This is a genomic window from Actinomyces oris (genome assembly GCF_001937445.1).
In the GTDB taxonomy this organism is placed as follows: domain Bacteria; phylum Actinomycetota; class Actinomycetes; order Actinomycetales; family Actinomycetaceae; genus Actinomyces; species Actinomyces acetigenes.
Map to the genome: position 1 here is coordinate 77,557 of NZ_MSKS01000015.1, position 20,037 is coordinate 97,593.

At 69.3% G+C, this 20,037-nt stretch carries 20 protein-coding genes; 12 read left to right on the forward strand and 8 right to left on the reverse strand.

Annotated features, from left to right (window positions below):
* The first annotated feature begins 270 nt into the window (after positions 1-270).
* From BKH20_RS05270 to BKH20_RS05290, 5 genes are read left to right on the forward strand one after another with little or no spacing between them, the layout of a single operon-like run.
* Positions 271-1,335 (forward strand): ABC transporter ATP-binding protein, encoded by a 1,065-nt coding sequence (locus tag BKH20_RS05270; RefSeq protein ID WP_430793376.1) that lies wholly within the window; start codon positions 271-273, stop codon positions 1,333-1,335.
* On the forward strand, positions 1,332-2,255 hold the full coding sequence (locus tag BKH20_RS05275) for an ABC transporter permease (RefSeq protein ID WP_075390223.1): 924 nt from the start codon (positions 1,332-1,334) through the stop codon (positions 2,253-2,255). The genes BKH20_RS05270 and BKH20_RS05275 overlap by 4 nt, the downstream gene beginning before the upstream one ends.
* Positions 2,252-3,142: an ABC transporter permease gene (locus tag BKH20_RS05280; protein ID WP_075390224.1), complete on the forward strand. Its 891-nt coding sequence runs from the start codon at positions 2,252-2,254 to the stop codon at positions 3,140-3,142. Before BKH20_RS05275 ends, BKH20_RS05280 begins: the two co-directional genes overlap by 4 nt.
* Complete coding sequence (locus tag BKH20_RS05285) at positions 3,139-4,461, forward strand: sensor histidine kinase (RefSeq protein WP_075390225.1); 1,323 nt, start codon at positions 3,139-3,141, stop codon at positions 4,459-4,461. The genes BKH20_RS05280 and BKH20_RS05285 overlap by 4 nt, the downstream gene beginning before the upstream one ends.
* On the forward strand, positions 4,458-5,174 hold the full coding sequence (locus tag BKH20_RS05290) for a response regulator transcription factor (RefSeq protein WP_075390226.1): 717 nt from the start codon (positions 4,458-4,460) through the stop codon (positions 5,172-5,174). The genes BKH20_RS05285 and BKH20_RS05290 overlap by 4 nt, the downstream gene beginning before the upstream one ends.
* A gap of 18 nt (positions 5,175-5,192) precedes the next feature.
* Here the strand turns inward: BKH20_RS05290 and BKH20_RS05295 are convergent, their stop codons facing one another.
* Together BKH20_RS05295 and BKH20_RS05300 are read right to left on the reverse strand one after the other, a co-directional pair.
* Positions 5,193-5,663 carry a GtrA family protein gene (locus BKH20_RS05295; RefSeq protein WP_075390227.1) on the reverse strand — a complete coding sequence of 157 codons (471 nt, stop codon included), beginning with the start codon at positions 5,661-5,663 and terminating at the stop codon, positions 5,193-5,195.
* Positions 5,664-5,773: 110 nt separating this feature from the next.
* Positions 5,774-6,340, reverse strand: coding sequence for a ribonuclease H family protein (locus BKH20_RS05300; protein WP_075390242.1), 567 nt, complete (start codon positions 6,338-6,340; stop codon positions 5,774-5,776).
* A 136-nt stretch (positions 6,341-6,476) separates the two neighbouring features.
* Between BKH20_RS05300 and BKH20_RS05305 the strand changes: the two genes are divergently transcribed.
* The 3 genes from BKH20_RS05305 (at position 6,477) to BKH20_RS05315 (ending at position 9,348) form a co-directional block, all read left to right on the forward strand.
* On the forward strand, positions 6,477-8,219 hold the full coding sequence (locus BKH20_RS05305; protein WP_075390228.1) for a sodium:solute symporter family protein: 1,743 nt from the start codon (positions 6,477-6,479) through the stop codon (positions 8,217-8,219).
* 30 nt (positions 8,220-8,249) lie between these two features.
* A complete protein-coding gene (locus BKH20_RS05310; RefSeq protein WP_070661339.1) occupies positions 8,250-8,480 on the forward strand; it encodes a hypothetical protein in 231 nt (76 codons plus the stop codon).
* A 178-nt stretch (positions 8,481-8,658) separates the two neighbouring features.
* On the forward strand, positions 8,659-9,348 hold the full coding sequence (locus BKH20_RS05315; RefSeq protein WP_075390229.1) for a DUF6891 domain-containing protein: 690 nt from the start codon (positions 8,659-8,661) through the stop codon (positions 9,346-9,348).
* Between the two features lie 158 nt (positions 9,349-9,506).
* Here BKH20_RS05315 and BKH20_RS05320 read toward each other — a convergent pair whose 3' ends face one another.
* Positions 9,507-9,773, reverse strand: coding sequence for an HPr family phosphocarrier protein (locus BKH20_RS05320; protein ID WP_010614584.1), 267 nt, complete (start codon positions 9,771-9,773; stop codon positions 9,507-9,509).
* Positions 9,774-9,939: 166 nt separating this feature from the next.
* Positions 9,940-11,064 carry a GuaB3 family IMP dehydrogenase-related protein gene (locus BKH20_RS05325; protein WP_070661344.1) on the reverse strand — a complete coding sequence of 375 codons (1,125 nt, stop codon included), beginning with the start codon at positions 11,062-11,064 and terminating at the stop codon, positions 9,940-9,942.
* Between the two features lie 360 nt (positions 11,065-11,424).
* Here BKH20_RS05325 and BKH20_RS05330 point away from each other — a divergent pair, with 360 nt between their 5' ends.
* On the forward strand, positions 11,425-12,207 hold the full coding sequence (locus BKH20_RS05330; RefSeq protein WP_075390230.1) for an exonuclease domain-containing protein: 783 nt from the start codon (positions 11,425-11,427) through the stop codon (positions 12,205-12,207).
* A 134-nt stretch (positions 12,208-12,341) separates the two neighbouring features.
* Here the strand turns inward: BKH20_RS05330 and guaB are convergent, their stop codons facing one another.
* Positions 12,342-13,904: an IMP dehydrogenase gene (guaB, locus tag BKH20_RS05335; protein ID WP_178387807.1), complete on the reverse strand. Its 1,563-nt coding sequence runs from the start codon at positions 13,902-13,904 to the stop codon at positions 12,342-12,344.
* Positions 13,905-14,330: 426 nt separating this feature from the next.
* Between guaB and BKH20_RS05340 the strand changes: the two genes are divergently transcribed.
* Entirely contained in the window at positions 14,331-14,633 is a 303-nt protein-coding gene (locus BKH20_RS05340) for a WhiB family transcriptional regulator (RefSeq protein WP_070661350.1), read from the forward strand.
* Positions 14,634-14,818: 185 nt separating this feature from the next.
* Here BKH20_RS05340 and groES read toward each other — a convergent pair whose 3' ends face one another.
* Together groES and BKH20_RS05350 are read right to left on the reverse strand one after the other, a co-directional pair.
* Positions 14,819-15,115: a co-chaperone GroES gene (gene groES / locus BKH20_RS05345; protein WP_070661353.1), complete on the reverse strand. Its 297-nt coding sequence runs from the start codon at positions 15,113-15,115 to the stop codon at positions 14,819-14,821.
* Between the two features lie 250 nt (positions 15,116-15,365).
* Positions 15,366-16,025 (reverse strand): SanA/YdcF family protein, encoded by a 660-nt coding sequence (locus tag BKH20_RS05350; RefSeq protein WP_075390243.1) that lies wholly within the window; start codon positions 16,023-16,025, stop codon positions 15,366-15,368.
* Positions 16,026-16,373: 348 nt separating this feature from the next.
* On the opposite strand from BKH20_RS05350, the gene BKH20_RS05355 reads away from it, so the two are divergent.
* On the forward strand, positions 16,374-17,642 hold the full coding sequence (locus tag BKH20_RS05355) for a class I SAM-dependent methyltransferase (protein ID WP_075390231.1): 1,269 nt from the start codon (positions 16,374-16,376) through the stop codon (positions 17,640-17,642).
* A 79-nt stretch (positions 17,643-17,721) separates the two neighbouring features.
* Positions 17,722-18,954, forward strand: coding sequence for a glutamate--cysteine ligase (locus BKH20_RS05360; protein WP_178388552.1), 1,233 nt, complete (start codon positions 17,722-17,724; stop codon positions 18,952-18,954).
* A 236-nt stretch (positions 18,955-19,190) separates the two neighbouring features.
* Here the strand turns inward: BKH20_RS05360 and BKH20_RS14225 are convergent, their stop codons facing one another.
* The gene (locus BKH20_RS14225) at positions 19,191-19,334 is read right to left on the reverse strand and encodes a hypothetical protein (RefSeq protein ID WP_178388553.1); all 144 of its coding nucleotides are present in this window, start codon (positions 19,332-19,334) and stop codon (positions 19,191-19,193) included.
* Positions 19,335-20,037 lie beyond the last annotated feature (703 nt).

The following is a 20,037-nucleotide window of genomic DNA, read 5'->3' on the forward strand; positions in this document are numbered from 1 at the left end:
TACGAACGCGAGGCGCTCACCCAAGGGCGAGCCCGGAGGCCGGAGGCCATCGTTCAACGCCGGCCCCAGCTCCGGCCCCCTCGGCGCTTCCGAAGCGGGCAGACACGGGCAGACCGTCCCCCAGGGGGGACAAACGGGCCGACGGCGGTGCGCGCGCCTCCTGCCGGGGGCTTCCATGGAGTCATGAGCAACGCACCTGTCACCGCACCGATCAACCGCACACCAAGGCCTCCCGCTCCATCAACAACACCCCTGCCCCAGACCGCAGCCATGAACGGGGGCGCGCCGGTCCCCGTACCGGCTCAGCAGCCGGCCGCGCCCTTCGTTCCGGCCCCGGCAGCCCCCGGCGCCGTGCCCGCCCCAGCAGTGCCCGCCCCAGCCGTCCCCTCTCCCTCCGAGGGACTCGTCGTGGTCACGGAGGGACTGACCCGCACCTACAACGGTGTCAACGCCGTCGACGGCTTGAACCTGTCCGTGCCCGCCGGCGGCATTTACGGCTTCCTGGGTCCCAACGGCGCCGGCAAGTCCACCACAATGAAGCTCCTGCTGGGACTGACCCGCCCGACGTCGGGCAGCATGAGTGTCCTGGGACGCCCGGTCAGCCAGCGCCACCCCCTGCCGCCGGGCACCATCGGCTCCCTCATCGAGGGCCCCTCCTACTACCCGAGCCTGACCGGCAAGGAGAACCTGGCCATGGTGGCCTCCTACCTGGGGCTGGCCTCCAACCGCGTCCAGCACGCCCTGGCCACCGTCAACCTCATCGGGCAGGAGAACAAGCAGGTCAAGCACTACTCCATGGGCATGAAGCAGCGCCTGGGACTGGCCATGGCGCTGCTGTCGAACCCGGCCCTCATGCTCCTGGACGAGCCGACCAACGGGCTCGACCCCGCCGGGGTGGCCGAGATCCGCCAGCTCATCGTCACCCTGGCCCGCCAGGAGGGCGTGACGATCATCGTCTCCTCCCACATCCTGTCTGAGATCGAGCAGATGGCCGACACCGTCGGCATCATCTGCGCCGGACGCCTGCGCTATCAGGGCACCCTAGCCGGGCTGCGCGACGAGGGGGTCATCGAGCTGCTCGTCTCCTCGCCCACGGCCGTCGCCGCGCTCCTGACCTCCCTCGGGGTGGCCCACGAGGTGCGGGACGGCGCCGTGCGCACCCCCATGATGCCCGACGACGTCGTCGGCGAGCTCATCACCCGCATCGTCTCCTCCGGGACAACCGTCTACCGGGTCCAGACCGTGCGCAAGACCCTCGAGCAGGCCTTCCTGGAGCTGACCGAGCCGGTCCTGGCCACCCAGCCGCCCCTCGCCTCTCAGGAGATGAACCGATGAGCACCCCAGTGAGCACAGCGGGCCCGGCAGCCACCATGGTCGCGCAGCCAGCACTACCGACACAGCACCTGACGCAGCACCTGACACAGTCTCCGACGACGTCGGCACAGCCGCGCGCACTCCCCCTCTCCCCGCTCCGCCGGGCGTGGACCACCCTGGCCCTCGAGCTGGGCAAGCTGCGCCGCAAGCGCTACTGGCTCATCGCCGCCAGCGCCACCGCCGTGTGCCTGGCATGGTCCAGCATGCTCATCACCCAGCGGGCGAGCGGCCCGGTTGGCGCACGCCACGCCACGCTTGCCCTGGACGAGTTCATCCAGATCATCGCCTTCCTCATGCCCCTCATCACCGCGATCCTGGCCTCACGCATCGTCACCGTGGACACCGAGGAGCGCATGGGCCAGCTGATGACGGCGCTGGGGCAAAGCCCCCTGACCCGCTACCGAGGCAAACTGGTGGTCGTGATCCTCACAGTCCTGTGCATAGAGATGACCCTCTTCACACTTGTCACCGTGCTGGCCGGCCCGATCGGGTTGACCGTCACCGGCTCCTACTGGCGCACACTGCCTCCCGCCCTTGTGGTGGTGGCGTGCTCCACGCTGGCCATCTCCGCGGTGCAGCTGACGCTGTCCACCTGCTTCGACAAGCAGGGCGTCAGCCTGGGGGCGGCGGCCATCGGTGGCCTCATCGCCGAGAGCCTGCCCTACGCCTACCTCGGGAAATTCTCATGGCTGCTGCCCTGGGGCATCGTTCCGGCCGCCACCCCCATTGACACAGTCGCCTCCTACAAATCCATGCGGGAAAGCGGCGACATGACACTCGTGTCCCAGCCGTGGACCCTGGCGGCGCTCGCCGCGCTGGTCGCGGTCGGGTGGACCGTCGCCGCCCACCTCGTTATCGTCCACCAGGAGAATCACCGATGAGCACCACCGCCCCCGCACGCCCCGCTGCAGGCCGGCCCCTCCGGCCCGCTCAGCACCCGTCAGCGCTCCCCGGCCTCTCCGGCCCGTCCACGACGCCGCAGCCGGCCGGCCTGAGCCGGTCTGCTCCGCCCGCTCCCCGGTCCCGCCCGTCGGTGCGAGCCGCCTGGTACTGGGAGAACCGCAAGTCCCCCAACCGGTGGTACTGGGTCGCCGTCACCATCCTGTGCTCCCTGGGCTCTCTGTCCGGCTACCTGCAGTACCGCACCTACCGCAGCCAGTTCGAGGCCCAGGGCGTCACCTGGGAGATCACGTGGTCCCAGTCCACGCTCCTGCTCTCGATGCTGTTCCTGCCGCTGGCGCTGGGTGCCTTCGCCGCACAGATCGCCAGCAGTGAGCACCAGGGAAGGAACTGGCAGCGGATGAGCGCCACCGGCCTGGAGACCACCATGGTCGCGGGCAAGCTGCTGCACGGCCTCCAGGTCGCGGTCCTCACCACCGCGGTCCTGGTCCTGACCATCGCGGTGGCGGGCCTCGCCTCGGGCTTCAGCCTGGTGGGCCTGGTCGCCTACCTGCCGCGCTTCGCCGTCGTCGCGCTGGGAATGTGGGTCATCCTCACCTTCGTCACCTGGCTGGGTACGATCATGAGGTCCTTCGCCACCACGATGACCACGGTGCTGCTGAGCACCATCGCGGGGATGGCGATGCTTCTCGTGGCACGGCCGCTGAGCGTCCTCAACCCCGCAGCCTCACTGACCCGAGCCACGTCGGCCCTGAGCCCGGGCTACGTGACCTCACCGGGCGCCGCAGCATTCGAGGGCGTCATCTGCCTGGTGTGGGTGGTCCTGCTGGCCTTGGCTCTGCGCCGAGCAGTGAGGCGCCAGTCATGAGCCACGTTCCCGCGGCGCCCGACCCGGCACACGTCTCCCGGGTCCCACGCACCCTCCTGGACCGGGTGGCTCAGTGGTGGCGCACCAGCACCCTGACCCTGTGGGCGGTGGCCGGGGCCGCGGGCCTCTTCCAGCTGATGGTGCTGAACGTGGCCTCGTACACCTACCCGCACCTGCCCCTGCGGGGTTGGGTCATCGTCGCCCTGCTGCTCGCCGGATCGCTGGTGGCCCGACGCCGCTGGCCCCTGGCCGTCGTCACCGCCACGAGCCTGGCCTCGGCCGCCGTCGACCTGTGGGGGCCGCGCGGTGGACTCAACCTGCTGTCCATGCTGGCCCTCTACGCCCTGCTCGTGATCGCCTCCACCCGTGATCGACTCATCGGCTTCAGCATCTGCGCGCTGTGCACCCTCGTCCCCACGGCACTGGCCAAGTGGCCGCAGGTGAGCGCGTTGAGCCCTGATTTCCTCGCCCTGGTCCTCGTGCTCGCCATGGCCTCGATCTCCCGCTCACGCCGGGAGGCCCTGGAGCACGGGGACGCCCAGCTGGCGGCGCAGTCCGCCGAGCAGCGGCTGGTCGCTCAGCGCGACGCCGCCCGCCACCAGGCCCGGGTGGCGGCCGAGCTCCACGACTCCGTGGGCCACGCCCTGACCGCGATCATCGCCCTGTCCGAGGGGATGCAGGGGGCCGGCGGCAGCCCGCAGACCGATGAGGCCATCGACATGATGAACACCCTGGCCCGTGAGGGTCTGGCCGACACCCGACGCGCCGTCGCCTCGCTCCAGACGGCACCAGGCCCCTCCCCCGACAACGCCGAGACCACCGATCCCCTCACCGGCCGGGTCTCGGAGGGCCCGCAGTCCCCCTCGGGCGCAGCCGGCTGGGACCGACTCACCGACCTGCTGACCACGGTGAGAGCCACCGGCATCAGTGCGGCCCTCACCGAGACCGGCAAGCGCCCCCTCGACGCAGCAAGCAGTCAGGCCCTCGGGGAGGTCGTCTATGTCGTCGTCCGGGAGGCCCTGACCAACGTCATGCGCCACGCCGAGGACGCCACGCGCGTCGTCGTCTCCCTGGACCACGACCAGGCCGCCACCCGGATCACCGTGTCCGACGACGGTCGCGGCACTCAGCCAGGCCGCGCAGACGGCTCCCCGGGCTCGACTCAGGCGCCGCCGGCGGCCGGCCACGGACTGGCCAACCTGGCTGCCGCGGTCGGTGAGCACGGCGGCACACTGTCCGCCGGCCCCACGACCGATGAGGGCGCATCCGGCTGGGTGCTGCGCGCCGTCGTCCCCTTCCCGGAAGGCGCGCCGCGATGAGCCCGTCCACCTCCGGCCCCGCGAACTCATCGAGCGGCCTCAGGCCGATCACGGTGATGATCGTCGATGACCAGCGAGCCACCCGCATGGGCCTGTCCCTCATCATCAACCGGGCCGACGACCTGCAGGTCACGGCCGAGGCCGTCCACGGCCAGGACGCCCTCGACCAGCTCGCCGCCCTGCTTGAGGAGCGCCGGCCGCTTCCCGACGTCGTCCTCATGGACGTGCGCATGCCGGTGCTCAACGGGATCGATGCCACGGCCCGCATCTCCCAGCTCTACCCCTCGATCCGGGTCCTGGTGCTGACCACCTACGACCAGGACGAGTTCGCCTTCGGGGCGCTGTCGGCCGGTGCCTCAGGATTCCTGCTCAAGGACACCCGCACGGCCGAGCTCCACCAGGCGCTGCGGGCGGTCAGCTCCGGGGACGCGATCCTCACTCCGCGCATCACCCGCGAGCTGCTCAACCGGCACATGCTCAGCCCCGTGGCCTCACCCCGTCAGCGCGCAGCACGCCAGCGCCTCGACGATCTCAGCCCCCGCGAGCGCGAGGTGGCCGACCTGGTGGCCCAGGGGCTGACGAACGCGGAGATCGCTCAGCGCCTCGTCCTGGCCCCGGACTCGGTCAAGAAGAACGTCACCCGGATCCTGACCAAGCTGGACCTGCGCGACCGGGTCCAGCTCGTCATCCTCATGCGCGACGCCCAGTCCTGAGCCTGCGCGCCCGCCTCCTCAGGCCGCGGTGGCCAGGACCGGCTGCGGCGCCGGGGCCCGGTAGACGAGGCGGGACTGGGCCAGGTAGTTGACGATGAAGAGTGTGGAATCCACCAGCACCTTGGCCAGCCACAGGGGCGCGCCGGCGCCGGTGAGGACTGAGATGCCGGCGTAGGAGGTCGCCGCGACCCCGCCCTGGACGGTCGCGTAGCCGCCGGCCGAGCGCCAGAAGGTCTCCGGGGCGGCCCCGAACAGACGCCGGTTGAGCAGGAAGCCCAGGGTGCAGGAGACGATCCGGGCTCCGACGACGGCGTAGAGGACCGAGCCGGTCAACGAGTTGAGGATGAGGACCAGCGCGTAGTCGACGCTCCAGCCGGTGAAGGACACGGCGGCGAAGAGGACGACCGTGGGAACCCGACGGCGCAGGCCGGCCAGGCGGCCCAGGATCGTTGGGCGGGCAGCAGGGAGGGCGGGGCTCGTCGTCGTCATGGCAGCAAGCCTCGCCGGAGGTCTTGTGCCACGTGTTTGACGGACCTGTGCCGTTTCTGTGAGAGACGGTCACCGGGGTCCTGTGGACTGTGCGCCCCGATCCTCGGCCTTCAGAACAGGGCGTCGGTCTGCGGCTTGGCGGGTGCGCTCGACGACGCCGCACTCGGCGCCTGCTGCGCCTCCCGGTTGTCCGGCGCCCGGCCGCCGCGGGTCCAGCCCGGTCCTGCGGGCACCGGGCGACCCTGCTGGAAGGCGGTGGCGGCACCGCGGGCCCGGGAGTCGGCGGCCTCGTTCATGGGATGGCCGACGTGCCCGCGCACCCACTCGAAGCGCACGGTGCGACCCGCGAGCGCGGCGTCGAGGTTCTTGACGAGGTCGGCGTTGAGGACGGGTTTGCCGTCGGCCTTGCGCCAGCCGCGCTTCTTCCAGCCGTGGCGCCACTTGGTCAGGGAGTTGATGACGTACTGGGAGTCGCACTGGATGAGGAGCTCCTCGCCGGCGAGTCCGGCGGCCTCGGTGGCCCGCAGGAGCTCCAGGACGGCGGTGAGCTCGCCGCGGTTGTTGGTCGAGCTCTCCCAGCCTCCGGCGGCCCAGCAGTCATCATCCACGTACCAGGCCCAGCCGGCCGGTCCCGGGTTGCCCAGGGAGGAGCCGTCGGCAGCAGCAGTCAGCGTCATGGAGGGCACTCTACCCAGCCTCCCCGGTGCACCCCGGACAGGTTCAACCTCCCGTGCCGTGATCGGCGCCATGCTAACCTGCCGCACAGCAAGAACGATCTTGCCACCTGAAACATATCCCCTGAGAGGTACACCGATGTCCTCCACGCTGAACGCTTTGTCAGCCTCGTCAGCGTCATCCGGCACACTCATCGCCGCACGCTGGTACGACTACATCCCCATCGCGATCTACTTCGCCTTCGTCATCGGCGTCGGGCTCATCGCCCGCGCCAAGGCGGCCACGTCCGACGGCTTCCTCACCTCGGGTCGGTCCCTGCCTGCCTGGGTGACGGGTATCGCTTTCGTCTCGGCGAACCTCGGCGCCGTCGAGATCATGGGAATGTCGGCCAACGGAGCCCAGTACGGCATGCCGACCTTCCACTACTTCTGGATCGGCGCGGTCCCGGCCATGATCTTCCTGGGGCTGGTCATGATGCCCTTCTACTACGGCTCCAAGGTGCGCTCGGTGCCCGAGTTCATGCTCAAGCGCTACGGCACCGCCGCGCACCTGGTCAACGCGCTCAGCTTCGCCCTGGCCCAGCTGCTCATCGCCGGCATCAACCTGTACCTGCTGGGCAAGATCATGAACTGGCTGCTGGGCTGGCCCCTGTGGGTGGGGCTCATCGTGGCGGCCGTCATCGTCTTCTCCTACATCACCATGGGCGGGCTCTCCGCGGCGATCTACAACGAGGTCCTCCAGTTCTTCGTCATCGTGGCGGCCCTGCTGCCCCTGACCCTCATCGGCCTGCACCGCGTGGGCGGCTGGCACGGCCTGACCGGCAAGATCACCGAAGCCGCCACGGCCGCTCACCCCAACGACGCCACCGAGGCCGCCAAGGTCGCGGCTCAGCAGCTGCACTCCTGGCCCGGCAACTCGATCTCCGGCTTCGACTCCAATGTGATGTCGGTGATCGGCCTGGTCTTCGGTCTGGGCTTCGTGCTGTCCTTCGGCTACTGGACGACGAACTTCGTCGAGGTGCAGCGGGCCATGGCCTCGGACTCGATCTCCTCGGCCCAGTCGACCCCGATCATCGGCACCTTCGTCAAGATGTTCGTGCCCTTCCTCGTCATCGTCCCGGGCATGGTCGCCGGTGTCATGGTCTCGGAGATCCAACAGCTCAAGGCAGATTCCGGGGCTGGGTACCAGTTCAACGACGCGGTCCTCTACCTCATGCGCGACCTGCTGCCCAACGGTCTGCTGGGGCTGGCGATCACGGGTCTGCTGGCCTCCTTCATGGCGGGCATGGCAGCGAACATCTCCGCCTTCAACACCGTGTGGGGCGTGGACATCTACCAGCACTACCTCAAGAAGGACGCCGACGACGCCCACTACCTCATGGTCGGCAAGCTCTCGACCCTGACGGCCTCCGTGGTCGCAATCCTCACCGCGATCATCGCGTCAAGCTACTCCAACCTCATGGACTACCTCCAGACGCTGTTCTCGATGTTCAACGCGCCGCTGTTCGCGACCTTCATCATCGGGATGTTCTGGAAGCGGGCCACCCCGCACGCCGGTTGGATCGGCCTCATCAGCGGAACCCTGGGCGCTCTGGGGGTCAACATCCTCATCTGGACCAAGCACCTGGTCATGCCGGGACAGGGCGGCGCCTTCCTGGCGGCGGGCGTGGCCTTCACCGTCGACGTCGTCATCACGGTGCTGGTCTCCCTGGCCACGAAGCCGAAGCCCGACTCCGAGCTCAAGGGCTTCGTCTACGCCCTGACCCCCAAGAGCGAGCGCACCGACCCGCATCTGCACGAGCTGCCCTGGTTCCGCCGTCCGATCCCGCTGGGGATCATCGCCGGGGCCCTGGTCATCGCCCTCAACAGCATCTTCCACTAGTTCCGCCCGGACACACGAAGGAGAACACTCATGAGCAATCGTTCACTCACGGACATCCGGGCGGTCATCACCGGTGCTCTGGGGCTCATCGGCCTCTACCTGGTGGTGTGCTCGGTCCTGTTCAACAGTGCCGAGGAGATGGACAAGACCGGTGGCATCAACGCCAACCTGTGGTCGGGCCTGGGCCTGCTGGCCATCGCCGCGGGCATGGGCCTGTGGTGGTGGATCAAGCCGAACCCCTCCGGGGGCGAGCAGGACTGAGACTGGCGTGGCCGCACTGGGCCCGCACCAGTGAGGGCCTCCCGCCCATCACATCCCATCCGATCGACGGCGTCGCCGCAGCCTCCTCCTGCGACGGCGCCGTCGTCACGCCCGCGTCCAGGGCCGGGCAGTGCCGCCAGGCCCCTTGTCGTCGGTGGTGGTTGCTAGGGTCTCGACCATGCTCGATCTGAACGCCCAGCCCGACGGGCTGAGAATCCCCGGTGAGATGCTCGGGGGTGTGGTTGACCCCGAGCTCGAGGAGTACATCCGCGACCTCATCTGGATGCAGCTCGTGCGTGGGAACGGCTGTCTCAACGACCACGCCTTCGAGATCGCCTGCGCGGTGGAGGACGAGGGCGACGGCACCCTGTCCGACGAGCAGTGCCGCGCCATCGCCCAGTACCTCATCGATGCGCGCCGCGCCCAGCAGGCGGGATTCGGGGACGTGCCCGCCACCAGGCTGGACCGCGCCTTCGAGGCGCTGCGGAGGGCCCACGTCGTCGCGGAGCAGGATTTCGCCTGCTGCAACAACTGCGGACACGCGGAGATCAAGGGCGGCCAGGGCGACCTGGGGTACGTGTTCTTCCACCAGCAGGACACCGAGCGCCTCGTGGAGAGCGGCAGCACCTACCTCAGCTACGGCATCTTCTGGCCCGCTCACATCAGCGAGGAGGCGTACAAGGCCCTGGACGACTCCCGGCGCGAGGAGCTCTACGACGCCACGACCGCCACGCTGATGAGGACCGTCGTCATCCCGATCCTCCAGGAACACGGCATCGGCGTCAGCTGGGAGGGAGACGTGGACACCCGTATCCTCCTGACCGGCGTCGAGTGGTACGTCCAGCTGCCCCCGGCGGGACAGGGCTGAGGACGAGGCCGCTCAGCCCGGGAAGGGCCCCACGGGCTCGGGGCGAGGCTTCTGCGGCAGAGCCGACGGCCGGGTGGTGCACCGGTGACGTCGTTGTCCGCGAAGGAACAACGGGGCGCGCCCCACAGTGGAGCGCGCCCCGTCGGCTGGACCTGTTCTCAGGCGTCCAGGTCGGTCTCCAGGAGGGCCTTGAGGTCCTCGAGGGCCGCCTCGGCGCCGTCGGCGTCGGAGGCCAGGGTGACGACGTCTCCGAAGCCGGCACCCAGGGTCATCACACCGAGGATGGAGGAGGCGTCGACCGCAGCGCCGCCCTCCTTCGCGATGGTGACCGGGACGCCCTTCTCGGCGACGGCCTTGACGAAGGTTGCGGCCGGACGGGCGTGCAGACCGACCTTGGAAGCGATGGTGGCGGTGACCTGGGCCATGTGAAGCTCCTTGTGACATGTGGGGTCTAACAGTGCGGGAACCGGATCGTGCCCCCGCACCGGTCTGAGCAGCGCGATGGCTGCCGTCCCGGCTGAGACTACCCGAGATCACGGCCCAGTTGCACTGTTCCACCCCTCAAAACCACGGTTTGTCGTGGAGGCGCTCTCAAGAACCGGTGTAGGGCGCCAGGACGACCTCGACCCGCTGGAGCTCCTTGACGTCCGCATAACCGGTGGTGGCCAGGGTGCGACGCAGGGCGCCCATGAGGTTGAGCGTGCCGTCGGCGCGGTCGGAGGGGCCGTTGAGGATCTCGGCCATGGTGCCGACCGTGCCCACATGGCTGCGGAAGCCCCGCGGCAGGCGCTCATGGCGGGCCTCGGCGCCCCAGTGGTAGCCGCCGCCGGGAGCCTCCTCGGCCCGGGCCAGGGCGGCCCCCAGCATGACGGCGTCCGCGCCGCAGGCGATGGCCTTGACGACGTCGCCGGAGTTGCCCACCGAGCCGTCGGCGATGACGTGGACGTAGCGGCCCCCGGACTCGTCGAGGTAGTCGCGCCGGGCCCCGGCGACGTCGGCCACGGCGGTGGCCATGGGCATGTGCAGCCCCAGGACCTGGCGCACCGAGGAGGAGGCGCCGCCGCCCTGCCCCACGAGGACCCCGGCCGCGCCGGTGCGCATGAGGTGGAGGGCGGCGGTGTAGGTGGTCACCCCGCCGACGACCACGGGCACGTCGAGCTCGTAGATGAAGCGCTTGAGGTTGAGGGGCTCGACGGATCCCGACACGTGCTCGGCCGACACGAAGGAGCCGCGGATGACCATGAGGTCCACACCTGCCTCGACCACGGTGCGCCAGTGGCGCTGCGTCTGGGCGGGGCTGAGCCGCCCGGCGACGACGACGCCGGAGGCACGGATCTGGGTGAGCCGCTCAGTGATGAGCTCGGGCCTGACCGGAGCACGGTAGACCTCCTGCAGGACGCTGGTGGCCCGGGACGGATCGGCTTGGCGGATGCGCTCGAGGGCCTCGGTGGGGTCCTCGTAGCGGGTCCACAGCCCCTCCAGGTCCAGCACGCCGATTCCGCCCAGACGTCCCACCATGATGGCGGTCTCGGGGCTCATCACCGAGTCCATGGGGGAGGCCATGACCGGCAGGTCCACGTGGTAGGCGTCAATCTGCCAGCCCACGCGCACCTCGGAGGTGTCCCGAGTGCGACGCGCCGGCACCAGGGCGATGTCGTCGAAGGAGTAGGCGCGCAGGGCACGCTTGGAGCGTCCGATCTCGACCTCTGTGCTCATGGCCCGATCCTAGTGGGGCCGGCCCGGTATCCACCGGAGCGACCGGCGGGGGTACTCCAGGTAGGTGGGGCCCTCTGTGTCGTCTCATGACTTCTGAACCAGTTCAGCCCCGCCCTCCGGACTCGCCCTTGGGTGAGCGCCTCGCGTTCGTAGGGTAGGTCGCGAGTTCGTACCCTGAACCCCCGAACGCGAGGCATAAGGTACGAACGCGACGCCGGCCTACGCGGCCGACTGCGCCGCCAAGGCACCACGAAGTCGGTCCCACCCTCCGCCCAGTCGACGACTCAGAAGCGGGGAGACAAGACCGAGGCGCACCGCCACTGGCGCATTAGTGTCGTACCCCGGTGGCATGCTGGCCCCATGAGCACCCCGCACTCCTCCTCCGTATCCGACGCCGCCGCCCCCGTTGCCTCCGCCTGGCCACGGGGCCCCCTGCTCGGCTTCGACACTGAGACCACCGGAGTGGACCCCTCCGGCGACCGCCTGGTCACGGCGGCGCTCGTCTGGCGGGCAGCACCTCAGGCCGACGGCGTCCGGCCGCAGTCGGTGACCACATGGCTCGCCGATCCCGGCGTGGAGATCCCCGAGGCCGCCTCCGCAGTCCATGGCGTGACCACCGAGCGGGCCCGCGCCGAGGGACGGCCGGTGTGCGAGGTGCTGGCAGAGGTCAGTGAGCACCTGGTGGCGGCAATGACGGCCGGCACCCCGGTCGTCGTCTTCAACGCCTCCTACGACCTGACTCTCATGGAGGCCGAGCTCGCTCGCCACGGGCTGCCCACGATGCGCTCGCGCCTTGGCCGCGAGCTGGGGCCCATCGCCGACCCGCTGGTCCTGGACCGGGCCGTGGATCGCTACCGCCGCGGCAAGCGCCGCCTGGGCGACCTCTGCGAGGTCTACGGTGTGCGCGTCGATGAGGCCCTGCACACCGCGGAGGTGGACGTGGCCGCCACACTCGATGTGCTCGAGGCCCTGGCCTCGGTCTACCCGCAGATCTCCGAGCTCGGCCCCGATGAGCTCGTGGCCTTCCAGGCCCGAGCCCACCGCGCCTGGGCGGAGTCCTTCAATGAGTGGCTGGCGCGCCAAGCCCCCTCGCGGACGCCGGCCCAGACCGCCTGGCCCCTGCCCGACTCCCCCATGCGCTGAGTCCCTCCGAGCCCGCCTGCCGCACAACCAGCGAGGGCACCCAGGCACGTAGGGAGCCGGCCGGATCACTCCGGACGGCTCCCTACGTGGCAGTGCTGTGCTGAGTCTGTCTGGTCGGCGGGGCCGCCGGCGTCTCAGACCCCGTCGCGCCCGGTGTAGTTGGGGGCCTCGACGGTCATCTTGACGTCGTGGGGGTGGGACTCCTTGAGGCCGGCGCTCGTGATCCGCACGAACTGCCCACGCTCCTTGAGCTCGGGGATCGTGCGCGCGCCCACGTAGAACATTGACTGGTGCAGCCCGCCCATGAGCTGGTAGACGACGTCACCCAGCGCCCCCGAGTAGGGGACCTGACCCTCGATGCCCTCGGGGACGATCTTGGAGTCGGAGGAGACGTCGGCCTGGAAGTAGCGGTCCTTGGAGTAGGAGGTGCGTCCACGCGAGCTCATGGCGCCCAGCGACCCCATGCCGCGGTAGCGCTTCCACTGCTTGCCGTTGACGAAGACGAGGTCACCGGGAGACTCCGTGCAGCCCGCCAGCAGGGAGCCGAGCATGACCGTCTCCGCGCCGGCCACGAGGGCCTTGGCGATGTCACCGGAGTACTGCAGGCCGCCGTCGGCGATGAGGGGGACCCCGGCGGGCTTGCAGGCCCGGGCGGCCTCGTAGATGGCCGTCACCTGGGGCACCCCTACGCCGGCGACGACACGCGTCGTGCAGATGGAGCCCGGCCCCACCCCGACCTTGACGGCGTCGACCCCGGCGTCGATGAGCGCCTGGGCACCCTCACGGGTGGCAACGTTGCCGCCGATGACCTCGATGCCGCTGAAGGCGGAATCAGACTTGAGACGGGAGATCATCTCCAGCGCCAGCTTGGCACCGCCGTTGGCGGTGTCGACGATGAGGACGTCCACGCCGGCCTCGGCCAGAGCCCCGGCGCGCTCCCACGTGTCTCCCCAGTAGCCGACGGCGGCCCCCACCACGAGGCGCCCCTCGGCATCCTTGGTGGCGTGGGGGTACTGCTCGGTCTTGACGAAGTCCTTGACGGTGATGAGACCGGTGAGGCGTCCCTCGGCGTCGACCAGGGGCAGCTTCTCGATGCGGTGCTCAGCCAGGAGCGCCTTGGCGTCCTCCCGGGAGATGCCGGTTGCGCCGGTGATGAGGCGATCACGAGGCGTCATGCACTCGCGCACGGTCAGGCTCGCCCAGCGCTCCGGGGGGACGAAGCGCAGGTCGCGGTTGGTGATGATCCCCTGAAGGTTGCCTCCCGCGTCGACGACCGGCAGGCCGGAGACCTTGTAGTGGCCGCAGAGCTCGTCGAGCTGGGCGATGGTGGCGTCCGGTCCGACGGTCACCGGGTCAGTGACCATGCCGGACTCCGAGCGCTTGACACGTCGCACCTGCTGAGCCTGATCCTCGATGGACAGGTTGCGGTGGAGGATGCCGATCCCCCCCTGACGAGCCATGGCAATGGCCATGTCCGACTCGGTGACCGTGTCCATCGCGGCCGAGAGCAGCGGTGTGGCCAGTCTGATCCTCGGGGTCAGCCTGGAGGTCGTATCGACCTCGGAGGGGATGACGTCGGTCAGCCTGGGGAGCAGGAGCACGTCATCGTAAGTGAGACCGGTAGGGGCAAAGACGTCAGGGCTGGTGATCGAGTCGCTCACGGGGCCATCGTAGGACGACCTGACCACCCTGTGCATATCCGTCGGCACCGGCCTGTCCGCCCCACTGACCACCGGCACCGTCCCGCCTGCACCGAGCCGCCCGGAGGGGCTGGACCGGGCCCTCGCCCCGACGCCCGAACACGGCAGCCGGCCCGATGGCAAGACCACCACGCCGAGGCGACCAGCACCCCAGAAATAAAGCGACAACTAATGCGGAACGTTTCAGAAAACAGATGCCCTTCAGACATACATCATTCACAAAACGTTTCTGCTATTCGAGCGCCACATTCTGGCGCACGTTTTCACACAGCCAGAACGCAGACACCCAGCAAATCTGGAGAAAATTTCATTGTGAGATAGAATATTTCTCCTTGATTAACGCACCGCGCGATCTTATCGTTAGATATAGCGCGTCAAGTTCGGTGCGCCCGACCGCCATATCCAAAGGAGGGGAGGGAGGCAATGCACGACTCATCGCGTCTGCCCGGCCCGATCTCCACCCTCTGGGAGTGGCAGTACCGGGGGGCCTGCCTCGGCATGGACTCCTCGGTTTTCTTCCACCCCGAAGGAGAGAGAGGCGGTTCCCGTCGACGGCGGGACGAACGAGCAAAGGCCATTTGTCAGGACTGCCCCGTCCTGGAGGAGTGCCGGGACCATGCCCTGAGCACTCGCGAGCCCTATGGCGTCTGGGGAGGCATGAGTGAGGAGGAGCGGCGCGCTTACTATGAGCGGCAGGCACGCCGTTTCGCCGACGAGCCGGCCTAACGCTCCGCCCTGTTTCAGGGAATCGACAGCACGGACGTTCCCAACTCAAGACAATCGTCCAGATATGGTGCCATGGTGCCTCCATACAGCAGGCACTGTGCGCACACGTTGAAGGGGGAGGCACCCCAAGGTGCCTCCCCCTTCAACGTGCCGTGGCGCCGGACGGCGCACACGACCTCAACGGGTCACTTGGTGACGACCGCCAGGACGTCGCGCGCCGACAGGATGAGGTAGTCCTCACCGGCGTAGCTGACCTCGGTGCCCCCGTACTTGGAGTAGATGACGACGTCACCCTCGGCGACGTCGACGGGCACGCGGTTGCCGGAGTCATCGACGCGACCCGGACCCACGGCCACGACCTTGCCCTCCTGGGGCTTCTCCTTGGCGGTGTCGGGGATGACCAGGCCCGACGCGGTGGTCTGCTCGGCCTCAGCGGTCTGGACGACGATACGGTCCTCGAGCGGCTTGATGGAGATCGACATTGGAGACCTCCTCCTTCTCTTCAACGTGCAGTAGAACGGCTTGTTCGCCCTCCCCAGACGTTCCAGATCGCCGTCGCGGGGGTCGATCCGACACGATGCAGGAGTGCGAGTCGCAGAAGGTGCCCGTCCTGCGTCCCAGGACCGGACGAGCACTCCGCTGCGCCTGACGGAGAATCTACGACGGCGTTAGCACTCAGTCAACGCGAGTGCCAAAGCGTGGCGGCGGTTTCGCCGTGGGCGTCAGCCCTCGTCAGCGCCGGTGCTCCCGGGTCCAGGCGATGGCCTCGTTGACACTCGTCTCCTGGCGGCCCAGGGTCGGGTCTCGTCGGGAGACAACATCGACGACCGCCTTGATCGCCGCCGCTCGCTCGCGCATCCAGCTGACCGTCCACCCGATGCGGTCGCTGCGGGCCCGTGAGTCGCCGACGCCGTCGGCGTCGACGCCGACCGAGCGGCAGATGGCGACCGCGCGCGGCTCGTGGAAGTCCTGGGTCACGAGCAGGGCCCGCTCGATCCCGAAGATCCTGCGCGCCCGCACACAGGTGTCGTAGGTGTCGAAGCCCGCGTAGTCCACGGCGATCGCCTGCTCAGGGATCCCCCGGGAGGCGAGATAGCGGCGCATGACAGTGGGCTCGTCGTAGCCGGCACGCCGGTTGTCCCCGGAGACCAGGATCGCCTCGACGCGGCCGCTGGTGTAGAGCTCGGCGGCGGCGTCGAGCCGGTGGGCCAGCCAGGGCGAGGGTTGTCCGTCGGCGTGAACGGCCGCCCCCAGGACGATCGCCACCGGAGCCCTGGCCGCCTCGCCGTCGCCGGGACCTTCACCGGCGGTCTCGATATGCCCGGCACTGACGGTCCACGCCCAGATGCTGGCCCCGGCCGCCAGGAGGGCCACGGTCCCCATGACTGCCAGAGAGATCCGCACCAGTGGCCCAAGGAGCGCCCGGAGGCGTCCCGCAGTGTCAGACCTCTGGACTGTGCTCACGCCGTCGTCCTCGCGCCCCGCGGCGGCGTCGGTACCCTGACCGGCACCGAGCCGGGGCTCCTCCTCAGTCATCAGTCGCCTACCCGCCTTCCCCTCCAGCGCCTTTCGGCCCCGCCGGTGTGCGGTGCCTCGGTCCACAACCCTACTCAGCGCCTGCCGGGAAGGGTCCCCAGGGTCCCTCAGGCCCCTCCCGGCCCTCCCGCGTCGACACCCTTCCCGCTCCACCCAGTGAACATCACGCCCACGAGCAGGTCCTGCATGGAATGATCGGGGGTGATGGCTGAGAACCACGTCGCGCTCCTGCTGACCCCCGAGGGCTGGGAGCTTCTGTCCTCCCTGCCCCCCTACGACCCCTCCGAGGCCCTGTCCCTGGGACGCTCCCTGCGCGAGGAGGGCCACTCCCCCGACCTGGTGGCGGCCGCGCTGACGCAGCAGCGCCTGCGCGAGCGGGCCGCAGCGAAGTTCGGCCCCTTCGCCCAGCAGATGCTCTTCACCGCCGACGGCCTGGAGCAGGCCACTCGACTGACGGTCTCGGCTCACCATGCGGCCCGCTACGCGGCCGCCGGCGTGACGAAGGTCGCGGACCTGGGCTGTGGGATCGGGGGCGACGCCGTCGCCCTGGCCGGGCTCGATCTGCCGGTGCTCGCCGTCGACCGAGATGAGGCCGCAGCCGCCCTGGCCACCATCAACCTCATGCCCTTCCCCCACGCGAGCGTCGAGTGCGCCGACGCCCTGGAGATCGACCTGGTCGAGCGGGGTGTGGACGCCGTCTTCGCCGACCCCGCCCGCCGCGCCGCGGGACGTCGCATCACCGACCCGGAGCAGTGGTCCCCGGCTCTGTCGCAGGTGCTCGCGCTGCGCGAGGCCGTGCCCGCCCTCGGCGTCAAGGTCGCTCCCGGCATCGATCATGCCGCGCTGCCGTCGGACGCCCACACCCAGTGGGTGAGTGTGGACGGCGACGTCGTCGAGGCGGCCATCTGGTGCGGGCCCTTGGCGCCGGAGGGGCCCGGGCGCTCCGCGATGCTCCTGCGCTCAGGGACCGATGGTGCGAGCGCCTGCACGCTGGTCGACCCCAGCACCACCGACCCCTCGCAACCACCGGTCCAGGTCGACCCGATCGGCTCGCCCGACGACCTGGGCAGCCTCATCCACGTTCCCGACGGCGCCGCCGTGCGCGCCGGACTCGTCGCCCACCTGTGCGAGACCCTGGACGCCAGGCCGGTGGGACCCCGGATCGGCTACCTCACAGGAGAGCGCCTCCCCGACGAGGCGACCGCCCCCTTCGTGCGCTCCTTCCGGCTCACCGAGGTCCTGCCGCTACGGCTCAAGGCCCTGCGCTCCCGTAGCCGCGAGCTCGGTATCGGGCGCCTGGAGATCCTCAAGCGCGGAGTCGACGTCTCCCCCGACGCCCTGCGCGCCTCGCTGAGGCTGAGCGGTCAGGAGTCGGAGACCTGGATCCTGACCCGGGTGGGAGACAAGGCGAAGGGCGCCGTTCTCGTCGTCGAACCGATCACCGGCGCCTCATCGGCTCACTCACCGACGTAATACCCCCTATACCCCTTCCCGCGACGAGAGGCCCTGTCAGAACCCGCGAGGGCCCCGAGGAACCCGAGGAGACCAGGACATGCAGGACACGACTGACACGACGAGCCCGAGCGCCGTGCCCGCCGGCACTCAACTTCCGCCGGCTCACCGTCCCCAGTCCCTTGACTTCGCCAGCTCGGCCCGCTCCACGTTGGGGGTGGAGTGGGAGCTGGCCCTCATCGACCGCGACAGCCTCGACCTGCGCCAGTGCGCCGAGGAGATCCTCCAGAAGGTGGGCCCGGACCGGCACGTGCACGGCGAGATGATGCTCAACACCATCGAGCTGGTCTCCGGGGCGCGCAAGACCGTGGCCGAGTGCATGGAGGACATCGCCTTCGCCTTCGACCGCGTTATTCCCGTCACCGACCCGCTGCGCGTGGACCTGGCCTCGGCCGGGACCCACCCCTTCGCCGACCCTCTGGTGCAGAAGGTGACCAATGCCGAGCGCTACGCACGCCTGGTGGACCGCACCCGACTGTGGGGCCACCAGATGCTCATCTTCGGCACCCACGTCCACGTCGGCGTCGAGGACCGGGCCAAGGTTCTGCCGATCCTCAAGGCCCTGCTCACCCGCACCGCCCACCTGCAGTGCCTGAGTGCCTCCTCGCCCTTCTGGGCGGGGGCGGACACGGGCTACGCGGACAACCGCGCCATGATGTTCCAGCAGCTGCCCACCGCCGGCGCCCCCGAGCAGTTCAGCACCTGGGAGCAGCTGGAGAGCTACACCGGTGACCTGGTCCACACCGGCGTCATCGAGGACTTCACCGAGATCCGTTGGGACGTGCGCCCCTCGCCGCGCCTGGGGACCATCGAGGTTCGGGCTTGCGATGCCGCAACGAACCTGACCGAGCTGGCCGGCATGGCGGCGCTGACCCAGTGCCTCGTGGAGTCCTTCTCCCGCACCTTGGACCGGGGTGAGGAGCTCGATGCGTTACCGGACTGGTACGTCGCCGAGAACAAGTGGCGCTCAGCCCGCTACGGCATGGACGCGATCCTCATCGTCAACTCAGCCGGTGAGGAGGAGCTGGTGGGAGACACGGTCGAGCGGATGCTCACCGAGCTCGCTCCCGTCGCTGAGGATCTCGGTTGCGCCGCCGAGCTGGACTCCGTGCGCACCACACTGGAGACGGGGGCCTCCTACCAGCGTCAGATCGCCGCCGTCGGGGCCTACGGAGGGCAGCGGGAGGCGGCCGTCAGGCTGCTGCTGGCCGAGGCCCGGGCAGGCAGGCCCCTGCGCCCCACCGAGGTGCTCTCGCTGGCGGCCAAGTCCTGAACGATATACCGCCGGCCCGTCTACGATCACCAGCGTCGAGACCCCCAGTTCCGGCTCAGGAACACCCTGTCCGCAGCCTCATCTCCTCACGCAGGAGGCTGGTCATGCCGGTGACGGGAATCCCCAGCAGGGCGGGAAGCGGGATCGTCGTGTGACTGCGGGAGAAGCTCCTCTCCAGCCTGCGCACCACCCGCGGAGTCGATCACCAGGATCGGCTTGGGGACGGAGAGGTATCCCTACAGGTCAGCCAGGCTCAGCAGCAGTCCGACGGCGCGATCGACCATGCTCATGATGGCGATCACGGGCAGCCTGCGGTGCTGCGACATGAGGTCCACCGGATACCCCGCCCACAGGCACACGCTCACCATCTCGACGACCACTGTGTTGTCTCATGACTTCTGGGAGTTTCGGATGTCATGACTTCTCAGGACACTGGTGGGGTGGGTCTGGAGGAGGGGAGAGCTGCTGCTTGGGCTTGTCGGAGGGGCTGGCCCGGTGACTGTGGTGGCTGTCGGTGTCGTCTGGATGCACTGCACGAGGGTGGGGTGCTACTGGAGGAGGGTTGGAGGTACTGCGGGTAGGTGGGGCCTTCGTGCAGTACGCACAACCCGTGGCCAGTAGATCCCGACCCTCGTGGAGTAGACCGACTCGGGGCGGGGCCGGCGTCGAACCATGACCTTCCGGGCCCCTGCGCAGGCAGCGGGCAGGGCCATATCCGTGATCTCGAAGGGCCTACCTTCGACCGGGCCCCCTGCGCAGGGAGCAGGGGGCGGACCTGTGGCGGAGATGCCGGACTCTGCCGTAAGATCCACGGGCTCACTCCTGCGCGGCCCGGTGTCCACAGCGCTGACATGAACGATCCTGCCGTCGAAGCACCCCGTGGGGATCGTTGGAATCCTGCGGTTCTTCTGCGGTGTGCAGCGCCGGTGCGAGATTGATGTCAGCGCTGTGGACAGAGCCTGTTCAATGGTTTGTGTAAGCCCTTGTGGAAGGACTGACACTGATGACTGCTACTGATGATGACAACAGGGCTCCTGCTGGTGGGCGGGATGTGGTCGACCAGCTGCGCTCGGCTGGGGCTCT

Excerpts from the sequence above, each read along its gene's own strand:
- BKH20_RS05270 (WP_430793376.1), top strand. The coding sequence starts at position 271 with ATGAACGGGGGCGCGCCGGTCCCCGTACCGGCTCAGCAGCCGGCCGCG.
- BKH20_RS05275 (WP_075390223.1), top strand. The coding sequence starts at position 1,332 with ATGAGCACCCCAGTGAGCACAGCGGGCCCGGCAGCCACCATGGTCGCG.
- BKH20_RS05280 (WP_075390224.1), top strand. The coding sequence starts at position 2,252 with ATGAGCACCACCGCCCCCGCACGCCCCGCTGCAGGCCGGCCCCTCCGG.
- BKH20_RS05285 (WP_075390225.1), top strand. The coding sequence starts at position 3,139 with ATGAGCCACGTTCCCGCGGCGCCCGACCCGGCACACGTCTCCCGGGTC.
- BKH20_RS05290 (WP_075390226.1), top strand. The coding sequence starts at position 4,458 with ATGAGCCCGTCCACCTCCGGCCCCGCGAACTCATCGAGCGGCCTCAGG.
- BKH20_RS05295 (WP_075390227.1), bottom strand. The coding sequence starts at position 5,663 with ATGACGACGACGAGCCCCGCCCTCCCTGCTGCCCGCCCAACGATCCTG.
- BKH20_RS05300 (WP_075390242.1), bottom strand. The coding sequence starts at position 6,340 with ATGACGCTGACTGCTGCTGCCGACGGCTCCTCCCTGGGCAACCCGGGA.
- BKH20_RS05305 (WP_075390228.1), top strand. The coding sequence starts at position 6,477 with ATGTCCTCCACGCTGAACGCTTTGTCAGCCTCGTCAGCGTCATCCGGC.
- BKH20_RS05310 (WP_070661339.1), top strand. The coding sequence starts at position 8,250 with ATGAGCAATCGTTCACTCACGGACATCCGGGCGGTCATCACCGGTGCT.
- BKH20_RS05315 (WP_075390229.1), top strand. The coding sequence starts at position 8,659 with ATGCTCGATCTGAACGCCCAGCCCGACGGGCTGAGAATCCCCGGTGAG.
- BKH20_RS05320 (WP_010614584.1), bottom strand. The coding sequence starts at position 9,773 with ATGGCCCAGGTCACCGCCACCATCGCTTCCAAGGTCGGTCTGCACGCC.
- BKH20_RS05325 (WP_070661344.1), bottom strand. The coding sequence starts at position 11,064 with ATGAGCACAGAGGTCGAGATCGGACGCTCCAAGCGTGCCCTGCGCGCC.
- BKH20_RS05330 (WP_075390230.1), top strand. The coding sequence starts at position 11,425 with ATGAGCACCCCGCACTCCTCCTCCGTATCCGACGCCGCCGCCCCCGTT.
- guaB (WP_178387807.1), bottom strand. The coding sequence starts at position 13,904 with ATGCACAGGGTGGTCAGGTCGTCCTACGATGGCCCCGTGAGCGACTCG.
- BKH20_RS05340 (WP_070661350.1), top strand. The coding sequence starts at position 14,331 with ATGCACGACTCATCGCGTCTGCCCGGCCCGATCTCCACCCTCTGGGAG.
- groES (WP_070661353.1), bottom strand. The coding sequence starts at position 15,115 with ATGTCGATCTCCATCAAGCCGCTCGAGGACCGTATCGTCGTCCAGACC.
- BKH20_RS05355 (WP_075390231.1), top strand. The coding sequence starts at position 16,374 with ATGGCTGAGAACCACGTCGCGCTCCTGCTGACCCCCGAGGGCTGGGAG.
- BKH20_RS05360 (WP_178388552.1), top strand. The coding sequence starts at position 17,722 with ATGCAGGACACGACTGACACGACGAGCCCGAGCGCCGTGCCCGCCGGC.